This window comes from Floridaenema evergladense BLCC-F167 (genome assembly GCF_041929205.2).
GTDB classification, from domain to species: Bacteria; Cyanobacteriota; Cyanobacteriia; order Cyanobacteriales; family Aerosakkonemataceae; genus Floridanema; species Floridanema evergladense.
This window is the reverse complement of sequence record NZ_CM171625.1, coordinates 2,812,794-2,827,513: the sequence shown is the minus strand read 5'-3', so window position 1 is coordinate 2,827,513 and position 14,720 is coordinate 2,812,794. Positions and strand designations below refer to the sequence as shown.

General features: G+C 43.0%; 14 protein-coding genes and 1 pseudogene. 7 read left to right on the top strand and 8 right to left on the bottom strand.

Annotation, left to right across the window (positions count from 1 at the left end; translation table 11 throughout):
* Window positions 1-95 precede the first annotated feature (95 nt).
* The 3 genes from ACE1CA_RS13950 to ACE1CA_RS13940 all read left to right on the top strand — a co-directional run bounded on the left by ACE1CA_RS13950 (window position 96) and on the right by ACE1CA_RS13940 (window position 2,261).
* Window positions 96-968 (top strand): bile acid:sodium symporter family protein, encoded by an 873-nt coding sequence (locus ACE1CA_RS13950; RefSeq protein WP_413279685.1) that lies wholly within the window; start codon window positions 96-98, stop codon window positions 966-968.
* Window positions 969-1,252: 284 nt separating this feature from the next.
* Window positions 1,253-1,615 (top strand): protein tyrosine phosphatase family protein, encoded by a 363-nt coding sequence (locus ACE1CA_RS13945; protein ID WP_413279684.1) that lies wholly within the window; start codon window positions 1,253-1,255, stop codon window positions 1,613-1,615.
* Between the two features lie 31 nt (window positions 1,616-1,646).
* On the top strand, window positions 1,647-2,261 hold the full coding sequence (locus ACE1CA_RS13940) for a Uma2 family endonuclease (protein WP_413279683.1): 615 nt from the start codon (window positions 1,647-1,649) through the stop codon (window positions 2,259-2,261).
* A 22-nt stretch (window positions 2,262-2,283) separates the two neighbouring features.
* On the opposite strand, the gene ACE1CA_RS13935 is transcribed toward ACE1CA_RS13940, so the two are convergent.
* From ACE1CA_RS13935 to ACE1CA_RS13910, 6 genes are all read right to left on the bottom strand, one after another.
* On the bottom strand, window positions 2,284-3,627 hold the full coding sequence (locus ACE1CA_RS13935) for a flippase (RefSeq protein WP_413279682.1): 1,344 nt from the start codon (window positions 3,625-3,627) through the stop codon (window positions 2,284-2,286).
* A gap of 161 nt (window positions 3,628-3,788) precedes the next feature.
* Window positions 3,789-4,460, bottom strand: a complete 672-nt coding sequence (locus ACE1CA_RS13930; RefSeq protein ID WP_413279681.1) for an O-methyltransferase — start codon at window positions 4,458-4,460, stop codon at window positions 3,789-3,791.
* Window positions 4,461-4,471: 11 nt separating this feature from the next.
* Window positions 4,472-4,768 carry an antibiotic biosynthesis monooxygenase family protein gene (locus tag ACE1CA_RS13925; RefSeq protein WP_413279680.1) on the bottom strand — a complete coding sequence of 99 codons (297 nt, stop codon included), beginning with the start codon at window positions 4,766-4,768 and terminating at the stop codon, window positions 4,472-4,474.
* Window positions 4,769-4,875: 107 nt separating this feature from the next.
* A complete protein-coding gene (locus ACE1CA_RS13920) occupies window positions 4,876-5,217 on the bottom strand; it encodes a 4Fe-4S binding protein (RefSeq protein WP_413279679.1) in 342 nt (113 codons plus the stop codon).
* A 13-nt stretch (window positions 5,218-5,230) separates the two neighbouring features.
* Window positions 5,231-6,874 carry an FAD-dependent oxidoreductase gene (locus ACE1CA_RS13915; RefSeq protein WP_413279678.1) on the bottom strand — a complete coding sequence of 548 codons (1,644 nt, stop codon included), beginning with the start codon at window positions 6,872-6,874 and terminating at the stop codon, window positions 5,231-5,233.
* Window positions 6,875-7,218: 344 nt separating this feature from the next.
* Window positions 7,219-7,893: a class I SAM-dependent methyltransferase family protein gene (locus ACE1CA_RS13910; protein ID WP_413279358.1), complete on the bottom strand. Its 675-nt coding sequence runs from the start codon at window positions 7,891-7,893 to the stop codon at window positions 7,219-7,221.
* A 197-nt stretch (window positions 7,894-8,090) separates the two neighbouring features.
* On the opposite strand from ACE1CA_RS13910, the gene ACE1CA_RS13905 reads away from it, so the two are divergent.
* The 4 genes and pseudogenes from ACE1CA_RS13905 to ACE1CA_RS13890 all read left to right on the top strand — a co-directional run bounded on the left by ACE1CA_RS13905 (window position 8,091) and on the right by ACE1CA_RS13890 (window position 12,067).
* The gene (locus ACE1CA_RS13905) at window positions 8,091-9,467 is read left to right on the top strand and encodes an LLM class flavin-dependent oxidoreductase (protein WP_413279359.1); all 1,377 of its coding nucleotides are present in this window, start codon (window positions 8,091-8,093) and stop codon (window positions 9,465-9,467) included.
* A gap of 72 nt (window positions 9,468-9,539) precedes the next feature.
* Entirely contained in the window at window positions 9,540-10,289 is a 750-nt protein-coding gene (locus ACE1CA_RS13900; protein WP_413279360.1) for an SDR family NAD(P)-dependent oxidoreductase, read from the top strand.
* Window positions 10,290-10,292: 3 nt separating this feature from the next.
* A pseudogene (locus tag ACE1CA_RS13895) lies at window positions 10,293-10,585 on the top strand (carboxymuconolactone decarboxylase family protein); the annotation flags it as partial.
* 219 nt (window positions 10,586-10,804) lie between these two features.
* Window positions 10,805-12,067, top strand: coding sequence for an MFS transporter (locus ACE1CA_RS13890; RefSeq protein WP_413279362.1), 1,263 nt, complete (start codon window positions 10,805-10,807; stop codon window positions 12,065-12,067).
* Window positions 12,068-12,146: 79 nt separating this feature from the next.
* Here the strand turns inward: ACE1CA_RS13890 and ACE1CA_RS13885 are convergent, their stop codons facing one another.
* Entirely contained in the window at window positions 12,147-13,172 is a 1,026-nt protein-coding gene (locus tag ACE1CA_RS13885; protein WP_413279363.1) for an aliphatic sulfonate ABC transporter substrate-binding protein, read from the bottom strand.
* A gap of 297 nt (window positions 13,173-13,469) precedes the next feature.
* Entirely contained in the window at window positions 13,470-14,690 is a 1,221-nt protein-coding gene (locus ACE1CA_RS13880; RefSeq protein WP_413279364.1) for a glutathione S-transferase family protein, read from the bottom strand.
* Window positions 14,691-14,720 lie beyond the last annotated feature (30 nt).

Below are 14,720 nucleotides of genomic sequence, written 5' to 3'. Positions count from 1 at the left end.
GCTACTTATATTTTCTCTCTCTTTTCTCTGCGTTCTCTGCGCCTCTGCGGTTCATTATTCCAAATAATTTTTCGGCTTAAACCGATCGCCAACTAATGAATGAAATCCTGACATTTATCGACTTTCGCCTCATCAACAAACTAGCATTTCTGACCTTAATTCTTTCAATGCTGCTGGATACGGGATTGAGTCTAACTATTCAACAACTTTGGCAACCTTTTCGTAATATTCGATTGATTCTCCAATCATTGCTAGCAAACTTTATTTTGGTGCCATTGTTTGTGTATTTGCTGCTGCAAATTATTCCTGTAAGCGAACCTTTCCGAATTGGGTTTACAATTATGGCAGTGGCTGGTGGCCCTCCAGTATTACCCAAACTTGCTCAGTTGGTAAATGGCAATTTAGCTTATGCTGCTGGACTGATGATGCTGATGATATGTGTTACTGCATTTTATATGCCGTTTGCTTTATCGATCGCTCTACAAAATATCCAAGTAAATCCCTGGCAGATTTTGAAACCTTTAGTCACATTGATGTTAATTCCTTTAGCGATCGGATTACTGATTCGAGCAAAAAATGAAGCGATCGCAGCTACCCTACAACCCTGGATGCGGCAAATTTCGAGTGCTGGCTTAATTTTAGGATTGAGTACCTCGCTGATAATTCAGTTTAGCAGTCTGATTGAAATGGTCAAAACAGGGACAATTTTCATAATAATTGGATTTATTCTAGTTTCTTTCGGATTTGGCTATATTCTGGGTGGCCCAGAGAAAGACACTCGACGTACCTTAGCAGTTGGTACTGCCCAACGTAACATTGCCGCAGCGCTTTTAGTTGCAGGTACTAACTTTGACGATCCAGCTGTGGTGAGTGTTATCATAGTTACGAGTTTGTCACTGTTTGTTTTGATTCGCTTGATTGCTAAACAAGCTTTTGCTCTAGCAGAAGTTGATCAAGTAGAAGTTTAATTTCTGAAAGCTATGAATAATAAGTAATATCAAGTCCGGTTAATCAACCATAGTATCCTTAATCCAAAACGCTGTAGAGACGTTGCATACAACGTCTCTAGTAAACTGACCGATCGCAAAGTCAAAAAAGGGCAGAATTACTATATTGAATTTCTGTCCATAACTTTGCTATGATTTGGGCAGAAAAACAACGCTATCTTGAGCGGAAAAGCGGTGTATTTATGAGTCAGATCAAAAAGGTTGATGAGACGATCGCTGCTGGTGGACAACCAACATGAGAAGATTTGCAGCAACTTGCCGCACAGGGCTTCAAATCAGTTGTTAATCTCCGTTTTCCAGATGAAACGGGATTTTTGAATGATGAGCAGCAACAAGCTGAAGCTGTTGGTCTTAAGTATGCCCATATTCCACTAAAATCAACCCAAGCAGATGAGGAACGAACCGCAAAGGTACTCTCAGAACTAGAAGCGTTACCCACCCCTGTTTATTTCCATTGTGGATTAGGCGGACGAGCTAATGCCTTAGCATTGATTGCCTTTGCAACGCGAAACAAGCTGAACCGTGAAGAGGTTTTAGCAAAAGCTCAGGAATTGGCTATTAATATAGAACAACCAAGCCTCAAACAGTTTTTGGAAAGTCTTGCCTAACTAAGCCATAATTTTTGTAAAATTGGTAACTATGACCCAAACCCTACCCAAGTTAGCAACCTTTGAACAATTTATCGAATGGTATCCTGCAAATGGATTGCAATACGAACTACATAAAGGAGTAATTGTAGAAATGCCACCCCCAACTGGTGAACACGAAAATGTTGTGGGATTTTTAGCAGCACAAATAACCTTTCAATTCTTACAAATGGGGCTTCCGTTTCGCATTCCCAAAACTGCTTTTGTCAAAATTACAAGCAATAATTCAACCTATTCTCCTGACATTTTGTTATTAAATCATGACAATCTGGTTAATGAACCTTTGTGGAGCAAACAATCAACTGTTATTCAACCCGCATCTGTTCCATTAGCTGTTGAAGTGGTTAGCAGCAATTGGCGAGACGACTACTACGACAAGTTCAGAGATTACGAGGAAATGGGGATTCCTGAGTATTGGATTGTGGATTATGCTGCGTTAGGTGGCAAAAGATTTACTGGTAATCCTAAACAACCAACTATTACAATTTGCGAATTAGTTGATGGAGATTATCAAATAACTGTGTTTAGGGGAAATAATTTTATTAAATCGCCTTTATTCCCCCAACTCAGTTTGACAGCAAAACAAATTTTTGATTCCGCTTTGTAAGTTTTGGTGATGATACCAACTATTATGAAAGGTTATCTCGCTCAAACAAGCTGTAAAGAATTGAAGGACGGACACCAATATATTTAACAACTAGAATACTAAGCCAAACATTCCAGACTATCATTGTAAAACTAGTGGCGATCGCAGCCCCAACAATTCCCAAAATCGGAATCAGGATGGCATTTAAAACGACATTGAGCAAGGCACTACAAAAAATTACTCGAAATGATTGGTTTTGATGCCCTGTCATAATCATTAAATAACCAACAGAGCCACATAAGGCATTTACGAGTTGTCCTAAAACTAACACTTTGAGTGACCAATCAGCAGCAATAAAACCTGAACCAAAGAGGCTTAAAATTGGTTGAGTGAAAGTTATTAAACAAAGAGCGATCGCGATCGTCGGATAGAAAATCCAAATCGTCACGCGGGAAACAACTTTTTGTAATCCCGCTATATCTCCTTGTGTATATAGCGTTGTAAACATCGGCGCAGCTACCATATTAACAATTTGCAAGACGAAACTCGTCCACAAAGAAGTTTTAACCGCTGCGTTGTAAATACCTGCTGATTCGGGTCCGATTAATGATCCAATCATTACTGTATCAGTCTGACTTAAAATACCTGATGATGCCTGTTGAATTAATAAAACTAGAGCAATCCCTAACCATTCACGATAATCATAAATAGGTTTATCTGGTACAAACTCCTGCTTTGATTTCTGCCACAAAAGCCCTAATTGAAATCCTACAATTATAAGAAACATGAAAGTTGCAATTTCAATCATCGGAAGACTTGTAAGATCCTCATGCCTTTGCAATAGTAAAAATCCACTCCCCAAAACTAGAATAGGAAAAATAATTTGGGAGGGTACAAACGCTAAGGGGATATCTTCCATTGCTCTAGCTGTTTCTTCCTGTAAACTTTGTAAGGCTTGAAGTAAAACAAGTCCCATCCCAAATAGAAGCGGTGTGGCATAGATAAAGTGATGAAAATGATTGATAATGATAATGCTTGTAATGGCGATCGCAACCAGTCCCAAGCTTGCCAATACTGTTACTAACCAACTCCCCCGCATTACTCCATGTAATCTTTGCCAATCTTGTTTGACTCGATACTCTGGAATCAACCGCAAGACTGTATGCGGTAAACCTAAACCAGCGGGAATTGCTAACAGTAATGAACAAGACATCACAAATTCATAGATGCCATATTCAGTTCTACCCATCCACTTGGCGAGGAAAATTTGAAGCAAGTAGGTTAGACTTAGACCGATTATCTTAATGATTAGAGCGATCGTAGTTTCTTTAGCTAATAGGTCGAGTTGAATAGTTTTTTGATTCTGAGAAAGGGCGAGATTAGTCATAAAACTACCTTTAAAATTAGCATCCGTACATAACGAGGCGGAGCCTCTATTTCTCGTTCCCAGGTTCAACCTGGGAACGAGGTGTTGGGAGGTTCAACCTCCTGACTCTGCAAGATCTGAATAAAGGGATAATTCATGAATTATCCCTATGCCACATAAATTTAATCAGCGATTACGAGTGCAATAGTTAAACCGTCATAACCCTTGCTGCCAACTGTTTGAATAGTTGTTGCTTTAACTCTGGTTTCTACTGCTAGTAGCCTATTAAATTTACGCACTCCTTGAATATTTTCATCGCTGCTATCCGCATCAATAACTGCTCCTTTACGGATGACATTATCGACAATAATTACACTGCCACGTCGAGTCAGTTTGAGCGCCCATTTGAAATAGTCGGGAATATTTACTTTATCAGCATCAATGAAGACGAAATCGAAGGGGGCTTGTCTTTCGTTAGCAAGTTGTGGCAAGGTGTCTAAGGCTGCACCGATGCGAATCTCCACAATCTTGGTTAGTCCGGCCCGATCGATATTTTGACGAGCAACTTCAGCGTGTTTTGGATTAGCTTCTAGGGTGATTAATTTACCGCCGGGAGGAAGCGCCCGTGCCAACCAAATTGTACTGTAGCCAGCCAATGTTCCTAGTTCTAAAATCCTTCGTGCGCCTTGAATTTGAGCCAGAATATGTAACAGTTTGCCTTGGTTGGGAGCAACATTAATTTTGGGTAAGTTGGCATCGATCGTCGATTGAATCGTAGCATCTAGCGCCGAATCAGAGGGTATCAATAAATCGGTGATATAGTTATCAACCGCAGTCCATTGAGTTTGAGTCATGTTAGTAATCCTTAATTAAATTGAACAACTTCGTAATGTTCTACTGTTGGAAAGGGTTCATAAAAGTGATGCAGGAGGGTTCGCCATTGCTCATATTTCTCAGATTGCCTAAATCCAACGATATGATCTTCTAACCTTTGCCAACGCACCAGCAAAATATAACGATTTGAGGTTTCGATACAGCGTTGAAGTTCGTGAGAAATATAACCCGGTATCGAAGCAATGATAGGTGAAGCAGTTTTGAACGTAGTTTCAAACTCTTGAGCCAAACCAGGCTTAATTTCTAAAATTGCTACTTCTAGTATCATTGTGTTTCGCCTATTCGCCAGAAAGCCGAAATGGATGAACGAACGATCGCATCTAGGTAAGCAGAAGGTCTACGCCAATAGGCTCCCAGAAAACCATCTAACCTCGATTAACTTTGATAAGGGCGCGGTAGTTGGCGCAGTTTATAAGCAGGATCTAATTCACTGTTGTTTTTTCTGCCATATCCCCAGCCCAAGATGCGACGGTATTCGCCCATGATGCCGCTTTCGATTAAATCATCCTCATCAACTGCAATGTTGGTATTTGATTGGGGCGCAACATAGAGCGCATCCGCAGGACAATAAGCCTCGCACATAAAACAAGTTTGACAGTCTTCCTGTCGAGCGATCGCGGGCGGTTGATTGGGAACAGTATCAAAAACATTGGTGGGACAAACATGGACACACACATTGCAATTGATACAAAGTTTATGACTCACAAGCTCAATCATGATACTGCTCCTGCTACAGTTTTGATACAGAGGGTGTGGTTTGAGCGATCGGTGCTGGTGGAGTTGCAATTGAATCCTTAATCCAATCCCGTCTCACCCAAAGCCGATCTAAACCGCCTGTTGCCTGGTAATAACGCTGATTTGGATCGGTTTGGGGGTAGTCCACGCGGATATGTTCGCTGCGCGTTTCCTGGCGATGTAAAGCACTAAAATATGCCCATCGCGCTACCGCTGTCAGAGCAGCCGCTCGACGAGAATGTTCTACATCCCGAACTGTATCCTGTTTCGGATTTCCTTGCACCTGCTCCCAAAGTCTTTCTAATTTGGCGAGAGAATCCAAAAGTTTTTGTTCGGAGCGGAAGTAATTTTTTTCTAATGGGAATACTTCGGCTTGTACGGCTTGGACGATCGCATCACTATCAAACGCTTCTGTGGTACGAAACTTGGATCTCAGTCCCGCTTGACCCGCAGGATGCACCACTCGTTCATGAGCATGAGCGCCGAGAATCTTAGCAAAGGCAGCTGCGCCTTCTCCCGCCCATTGTCCCGTCGAGATTGCCCAGGCTGCATTTGGCCCACCACCACCAGAAGCCAAACCTGCAATCAACTCGCGGGATGCTGCATCCCCAGCTGCGTAAAGTCCAGGGACTTTTGTAGCGCAACTATCATTAATAATCCGAATTCCGCCTGTACCCCGAACTGTACCTTCAAAAACTAACGTTACAGGCACTCGCTCCTTGTAAGGATCGATACCCGCTTTTTTGTAAGGTAGAAAAGCGATAAAGTGAGACTTTTCAATTACTGCCTTTACTTCAGGCGTGGCTCGATCCAAACGAGCATAAACAGGCCCTTTGAGCAACGCATTGGGAAGGAACGAGGGATCGCGACGACCATTGATATAACCACCCAAATCGTTACCTGCTTCATCAGTGTAACTAGCCCAGCCAAAGGGAACTCCCCGCGTGACTGTAGCATTAAAAGCAGTCGAAATCGCATAGTGATTAGAAGCTTCCATACAGGAGAGTTCGCCCCCAGCTTCCACTGCCATCAGCATTCCATCGCCCGTATTGGTATTGCAACCGAGTGCTTTACTTAAGAATGCACAGCCGCCATTCGCCATGACAACCGCACCAGCACGAACAGTATAAGCTCGATGCTGTTGCCTTTGAACACCTCTTGCGCCTGCCACTGAGCCATCATTAGCTAATAAAAGCTCTAGAACTGGGCTTTGGTCAAGGATTTGTACGCCCAGACGCAGGAGATTTTTCCGCAGTATCCGCATATATTCGGGGCCATAATAACTCTGGCGTATAGATTCGCCATTCTCTTTGGGAAAACGATAGCCCCACTCTTCTACCAATGGTAAACTGAGCCAAGTTTTTTCAAGGACTCGCTCGATCCAACGTAAGTTAGCTAGGTTTTTCGCTATGCGATAGCGTTCCCACAAAACTTTTTCCCAATCTTCTGGAGAAGGAGCCATAATACCATTGCCACTGGCTGCGGCTGCACCGCTTGTACCCAGGAAACCTTTATCGGCAATTATTACTTTCACTCCTTGCGCTGCTGCTGCATACGCTGCCCATGCTGCGGCAGGCCCTCCTCCAATTACTAGAACATCGGTAGTTAATAACAGTTCTTCTTTGCTATTAATAAACACTTTTTTTTCCTTTGATATGGATTAGAGATTTTTTTTGAACCGCGTTCGCGTAGCGTGCGCGTAGCGCGTAAGACGCGATAGCGCAGCGAAACGCGATAGCGTTTTAGGACACGAAGGAAGAAAAAGGAAGAGTTTAACTAATAACGCAAGTTGCAGTTATTAATTTTTTCTTGTTCCCCCCTTCTGCAAGGGGGGCTAGGGGGGATCTAACGCTGTGTTTCCAAGTTTAGATCCCCCCAACCCCCCTTGATAAGGGGGGCTAAGAAAAATCTACAGTTATAACTAGCAACTTGCGTTAATAGTTAATTACTCCTTTTTTTTGCTTGGAGCCTTCTGATTTCGGATTAGGATGGCGAAACTAATAGACCAGCTTTTTCGGGAGTTCCTGTAAATACAAAGAACTGCTCATCGATCGGTTCTGAAAGAGTTTGACCTTCAAAGCGATGTCTGCCAACGCCCATATTTCCTGTTGCTGTGAGTTGAAAATCTATTTCGGTAAATTGATTTTCTTGGAATATCTGACGCACTCTTTCTGAGTAGTTGACTCCATCGCGATGCCCCCTTGTCCAAAGGACAAAACCACCTTTTTTGGTGAAATAATGGAGATTACGAATTAGTTGTTGGAGTACTTCTTCGTCTGGCAAATTCCCGAATACGCCACAGGTAATCACTATATCTGCTGGAACTGCACCTGCGAAGGAAGAGGTAAGGGTGGCATCACCATTGATAAATTCGATTTGTTCTGTTAGTCCTAGTTGCGCGATCGCTTCTCTACCACGTTCTACCAGTTGCGGATTAAGTTCTACCAACCTCGCCCTTACATCTTTAGCGCGGGGATGGGTTGCCAATACGCCCAATAAATCGCGCCCATCGCCCGAACAAGCACTCACAACTTGAATCGTTCCCTCACTTGCTGCATCTAAACTGTCAGAAATATATTTCTGCACGATTTCCAATCGCTGCTGTAAAACGTCTTCTGTCTGGTAAAGCTCGTGCCATTCAAACCAATCTTTAGCCATAAAATCAACTCCAATCTACAAATAAGTCAATGCTTAACCACAATCTTTCATCTTGAGTCATTATAATCTTGACTAAATCGGTAGGTTTATCGGACAATAATCCTATTGATTAGATACTCTAACAGTTTGTTTCTCATCAAACAACCTGTTTTGGCAAAAATAAATAACTTCTTTGGTTTTGGTAGAGGAGGCAGCCGATGAGTAACCAACAGAAACAACTTAGACTTGGTGCTTTTCTAATGAGTTCTGGACATCACTTAGCTTCTTGGCGATATCCAGAGGCAAGGGCAGATGGAGGACTAAGTTTTGACCATTTTCGTCAGATTGCCCAAACCGCAGAACGAGGGAAATTTGACATGATCTTTTTTGCCGATGGCGTTGCCGTGCGAGACAGGGATCAAGGAACAGAAGTATTAAGCCGCACTGGACATATAGTTCACTTTGAGCCATTGACATTGTTATCTGCCTTGGCTGTGGTGACAGAGCATATTGGTTTAGCAGCGACAGTATCAACAACCTACAACGAACCTTTTCACCTCGCCCGTAAGTTTGCTTCCCTCGATTATTTAAGTGGTGGACGAGCAGCCTGGAACCTTGTCACCTCTGCCACCACTGCCGAAGCCCGCAACTTCAATCTAGACAAACACCCCGATCATGCGCCGCGCTACGAACGTGCCCTTGAGTTTGTCGAAGTGGTGACTAAGTTATGGGATAGTTGGGAAGATGATGCCTTTTTGCGGGATCAGGAATCTGGCATTTACTTCGATCGAGATAAGTTGCACGTTCCTGACCATAAAGGGAAACATTTTTCGGTCAAAGGGCCGTTGAATGTTGCTCGTCCAATTCAGGGCTATCCGGTACTCGTTCAGGCGGGATCGTCGGAAGATGGCAAAAACCTAGCAGCACAAACCGCAGAAGTAATTTTTACTGCACAACAGACGTTAGCGGATGCTCAGGCGTTTTATGCTGATGTCAAAGGGCGATTGGCGAAGTATGGTCGCCATCCCGATCAACTTAAAATTATGCCAGGAATCTTCCCGGTGATTGGCAGTACGGAGCAGGAAGCCAAGGAAAAATTCTCTGCTATTCAGCAGTTGATTCATCCCCAGGTTGGTTTAAGTCTGCTGACGGGAATGTTGGGCGAAATTGATCTGTCAAAATATCCCTTGGATGGGCCTCTGCCAGAAATCCCGCACACGGAATTACATCAAAGTCGTCAACAACTGTTGGTGGAACTTGCTCAAAGAGAGAATTTAACCATTCGACAACTGTATGAGGCGATCGCAGGTGCTAGAGGACATTGGCAGGTAGTCGGCACTCCAGAACAGATTGCTGACAAAATGGAAGAATGGTTCCGCAATGGGGCAGCAGATGGATTTAATGTGATGCCGCCTTATTTACCAGGAGGTTTGACTGAGTTTGTGGATCATGTAATTCCAGAACTGCAACGACGGGGACTGTTCCGCACCGAATACGAAGGTCGCACATTGCGCGAGAATTTAGGTCTGTCTCGTCCAGTGAATCAGTTTACTAAGGAGACAACATCACCTAAATTGGTGGGAGCTTTTGCATGAGTTTGCTCAGATCCCCGACTTCTTGAAGAAGTCGGGGATCTAGATTAAATAAATTTAAATTGGATTGGGATCATGAGTGGCAAGTTAGATGGAAAAGTGGCAATTGTTACCGGGGCTTCGGCAGGTATTGGCGAGGCAACTGCGATCGCACTAGCAGCAGAAGGAGCAAAGGTGGCGTTGGTGGCACGCCGGGGCGATCGCTTAGAAGCATTGGCGCAAAAGATTACCGCAGCAGGGGGTGAGGCGTTGGCGATCGTTGCTGACATTACCGATGATGCTCAAATTCAGACTTTAGTAGACAAAACCAAAACTCATTGGGGACAAATTGATATTCTCGTTAATAATGCCGGGATTGCTTTAATCGGAGAAATTGCTACTTCCGATCCTGCTGATTGGCGACGGATGATAGACCTAAATCTGGTTGCTTTAATGAATGTCACTCATGCGGTGTTACCGATTCTACAAGCACAGGGGTCAGGACATATTGTAAATATTTCCTCTGTTGCAGGTCGCACGATTCGGGTGGGCATCGGTGGCTACAATGTGACTAAGTGGGGCGTGAATGCCTTTTCTGAAGCATTGCGACAAGAAGTATCATCGCAGAATATTCGGGTGACGATTATTGAGCCGGGAATGGTCAATACTGAAATTAATGACAATATTACCGATTCGATCGCCAAACAACGCAGTGAGGAACGCCGCAAATCTATTACTCCTCTGGAAAGTGAAGATGTTGCGGCTGCGATCGTCTATGCTCTCACCCAACCTCCTCGTGTTAATGTGAATGAAATCCTGATTCGCCCAACTACACAAACTTGGTAGACAATGAGCAACTTGATTGAATACGAAGATACTAGCGATGAAGTTCGGGCAGTTTACGACGATATCCGCGCCACTCGCCAAACTGAATATATCAACAATTTTTGGAAAGCTCTCGCTCAACATCCACCTACGCTACGTCGCACTTGGGAAACACTCAAAGAAGTGATGACTAGCCCTGGTGAACTCGATCCCTGACGCGAGAACTGATTTACATTGCTGTCAGCGTTACGAATGGTTGCGAGTATTGTATCGCCTCTCACACAGCAGCGGCACGAGCAAAAGGTATGAACGATGAAAATATTTTATGAAAAAGTTGGCTTTAGCCGTGATCGCAAAGTCGGATTTGTTGCTACACCCACAGCCAATATTTATTAATTTATAGCGCCTTTGGTTACTGAACGCTCTTGATACTTTCGACAGATTGATCGATCTAAAAAAATGTTAGATAATCTAATAATTAGTGAAACTAAAATACCACTCCTATGCAGCATTGGTATGGGCAACTAGGTGAGCAAATGAGCAACAGTATTTATCAACGCTTACCTGCTTTCAAATGGCGTAACTTTCGCCTCTTCTTCAGCGGACAACTGCTGTCCATGTCAGGCACATTTATGACTCAGCAGTTGACTATTCCTTGGATGATTTATGACTTAACAAAGTCTGCTTGGTTACTCGGTTTAGTTGGATTTTTACAATTTCTGCCAACTTTATTGTTAATTCCGTTTTCCGGTGTGTTAGCCGATCGCTGGAGTCGGCGTGACTTATTGATGTTGGTGCAAATTTTGGGGATCAGTGTCTCTGCAACCCTAACTGCACTTACGTTTCTAGACATGATCAGCTTTGAGTCACTGTTGATCCTGAGTATTTTAAACGGGATGTTGAAAGGGCTGGATATGCCCATCCGTCATACGATTGTGACGGAAACGGTAGACGATCGCAATGATTGGGGTAATGCGATCGCCCTTAACTCAGTCATGCTAAGTTCGTCTTTAGTGTTAGGGCCTGCAATTGGTGGTATTTTAATTGCTACTCTTGGTGTCAAATACTGTTTCCTTTACGATACGCTGAGTTATGTTGCTGCGATCGTGACCGTGAAAGCAATGCAAATGCCACCCAAGTTTCCACCAGTCACGCCTCAGAATGATACTTGGCAGAAATTGCGTGAAGGCTTTCTATATGTGAGTAGTATGCAACCAATTCGAGTCATTCTGTTAATGTTGGCATTACATGGCTTAGTTGGCATCTCCTACATTGCTGTATTACCGATCTTTGCCGCAGAAATTTTACATGGGAATGCTACCACAATGGCAGCACTAGGGATGGCTGGGCCGATCGGTTCCTTATGCGCTTGTTCCTACCTGAGTACGCGACGCAGCATTTTGGGATTGGAACAGTTGATTAGGGTAGCACAGGTTGCGATCGGGGTAAGTTTAATCTCATTTGCTCTGTCTAGACAACTCTGGCTATCCCTGTTGACATTAGTAATGGTTGGAGGTTTTGGAATTCTCCAAATTACCAGTAGTAATACAATTATTCAAACTCTCGTACCTGACGACAAGCGTGGTCGCGTTATGAGTTTCTATGCACTAGCAATGGTAGGAATGATGCCCTTTGGGAATTTACTAGCTGGCAGTTTAGCACAGGTGATGGGTGCTCCCAAGGCGCTAATGGTCTGCGGTAGCGTTTGTATCCTGGGAGCGATCTGGTATTCTTCCCATCTGTCGCAAGTGAGTAGTTGGATCAAGAAAGAAGTTGATTCTCCGATCGCAAATACTTGATCAGTAGAAGAAAGTTGTAGGGGTAATTCATGAATTACCCCTACAACGGTGTGGTGAGAGTGTCAACAAGAGAGTATTATTAACTTTGGCTGATGCTATTGGGTGTCAATGCTGCATATTGAGCAGAAGTTAGTGCTGCATCACTAATGTTAATAGCCTTGGGGAGAAGTTTGTTTTGGAAGAAAATATCAGCGACTCGTTGCTGTTCTCTGAGCAAAGCTGGACTAATAGCTCTGCGTCCAAAAGTGCGACGGCTGATAATTCTTGTCATGAGATCTTCGTCAATCTTCTGGGCAGGTGCAAGTAATTTTACTGCTTGTGTGCGATTACTACCAGCCCATCTTTCAATCTTGTCTATCTCCTCAACTACGATTCTCAGCAAAGCTAAATTTTCTACAGCAAAGGGCTTATATGCAACATAGTATCCCCCTGGAGAATTGATTCCTCTTGCATCCCGAATCACTCGAATTTTCCCAGCTTTTTCTGCCATAGCGTAATAGGGATCTCCTGTAACCCAGACCGGAATATTACCTTGTAAAAAAGGCCCAGTGGCTTCCACATTTGGCAGACTCTTGACGCTGACATCTGAAATTTTCAAACCCACTTCTTCTAAAGCTCTGATGATGAAATAGTGGGAAGCAGATGCTCTTTGAAAAACTACTGATTGCCCTTTGATATCTCGCAGACTTTTAATTGGCGAATTGGGGGGAACTGCAATTACACTGCTTTTGCCAGTATCTGGAGTTGTTCTTGACCCTACAACATAAACGATCGGGCTACCTGCTGCTTGAGCAAAAATCGGTGGTGTTTCGCCAACTGATCCAAGGTCGATCCGTCCCACATTCATTGCTTCCATCAGTTGCGGCCCTTGGGCAAATTGGAGCCATTCTACTTTCACTCCTAAAGGTTGCAGTCTTTTTTCCAAAACACCAGAAACTTTCACTAAGTCTCCAGATACTTGATATCCCATTCGCAAGACTTTTGCCTTAAAAGCTTGATTGTTTTGAGCAAAACTACGCGATGTTAAGGCAGCAGAAAAACCGATCGCTCCTGGAAGCAGAAGTTGATTGAAATGACGACGCGAGAACCTAAATCCTGAACTCATCGTTAATAAGCCTCTCTAGATAAAAACTATTTTGCAACGGCATCTTTTAATTTAAATACTGTAATCTAATCAAGATACCGTAGATTATAGATAAAATTTTTTCATTGATATCTAAAAAAAGCAAGTAGTTTTGATTTTTTCTTGCCTTTAAACTCAGAAAAATATGTAAATAAGAGGCTTATTCGCTACAGTTTATTTAATAGTAAGTATTGTAGAGACATTACATATAACATCTCTACAATATAAGTAATCAAGAGGATATGATCTGATGTGAGTAAGTAAAAATGCGGCAAAATGTTAATAAAGTGATGTCAACACTTTATCAACAGCAGCCCGAAATGCTGTAGCGGCTCCCGCACTCATATCACGGGGCGCACAGATACGATTTCGCAAATACGCGAGGGTAATTGCTCCTACAGCGGCGACTGTTGGATCGGCATTATCTTTGCCACCAATTCGTCCCCAAGGTAAAACTATTTTATCGCCGTTGATGAGGTATTCTGCTAATAATCTTAGGTGAAGATCGATCGCTTCTTTAACAGGTGTAATATCGCCGTTTACTGCTAATCCTTGGACTCCAGAATTTTTGAGGATATCTGCGATCGCAGCTTCCCGATTATCGCTCAACCTTTCAGCTGCTTCTGCCCGATATTCAATTGCCTGACTATCTGCTAGATTTAAAGATGACAAATTTTCAACTGGTTGGGAACCGAATCTGCGACGCAAGAGTAGATTATTAGTAATGCTGTCCGAGCGAACTCGATGATAAGCAGGACGCTGATTGATAGCTTCAAACCAAGCATTAAGACGAGGAAAACGAGGATTTCCCTTGATGTGATAGCCTCGATAGACAGGTAAATTAGCCGCCAATCTGTCTAAATGGGCGCTATACATAATATCTACCAAGCTAAATGTTGAGACGAAAAATGAGCCGGGATATTTCCCTAAAGTTTGTTCCAATTGATCTAGTTTTGCTTCAAAAGCTGCTTGTAAATTTGCCAATTCGTTAGCATCAGAAATTGGTTCTCTGAGGAATTTGTAAGCGATATCTCTAAATCCGCTGGTTTCTGCATCCTCAATCCACTGTCTAGCAATAGCATTTTCTTCTGGGTTTTCGGGTAGTAATGGATGCTCCTTAAATCGCTCTTCCAAAGCTAAGAGAATATCTTTAGATTCGTAAACTAAATTCCCTTCAATTTTCACTGCTGGAACCAGAGTTGTTGGCACTAAATCTGTATACCATTTAGGTTTATTACTTAGGTCGATAAACTCTGTTTCAAAGGGAATTTCTTTCTCTTCTAAGGCAAACCAAACTCTCTCACAAAAAGGACACCAAGAGTTAGTATCCCGGTAAATTAATACTGGCGCTGCGGTATCTGGGAGAAGCTTATGCAAACTGCTGGGAATCGGAGCGGTAGAAGGCGATTGTCCTGGTCTACGTACTCTTCGGGCTGAGGTATTTTTCCGGGCAGTTTCTAATAGTTCATCCCAAGTAGATAATTTGTGTTGAATGCTCATTTTTCACCTAAATTGGAAAATATTTACAAC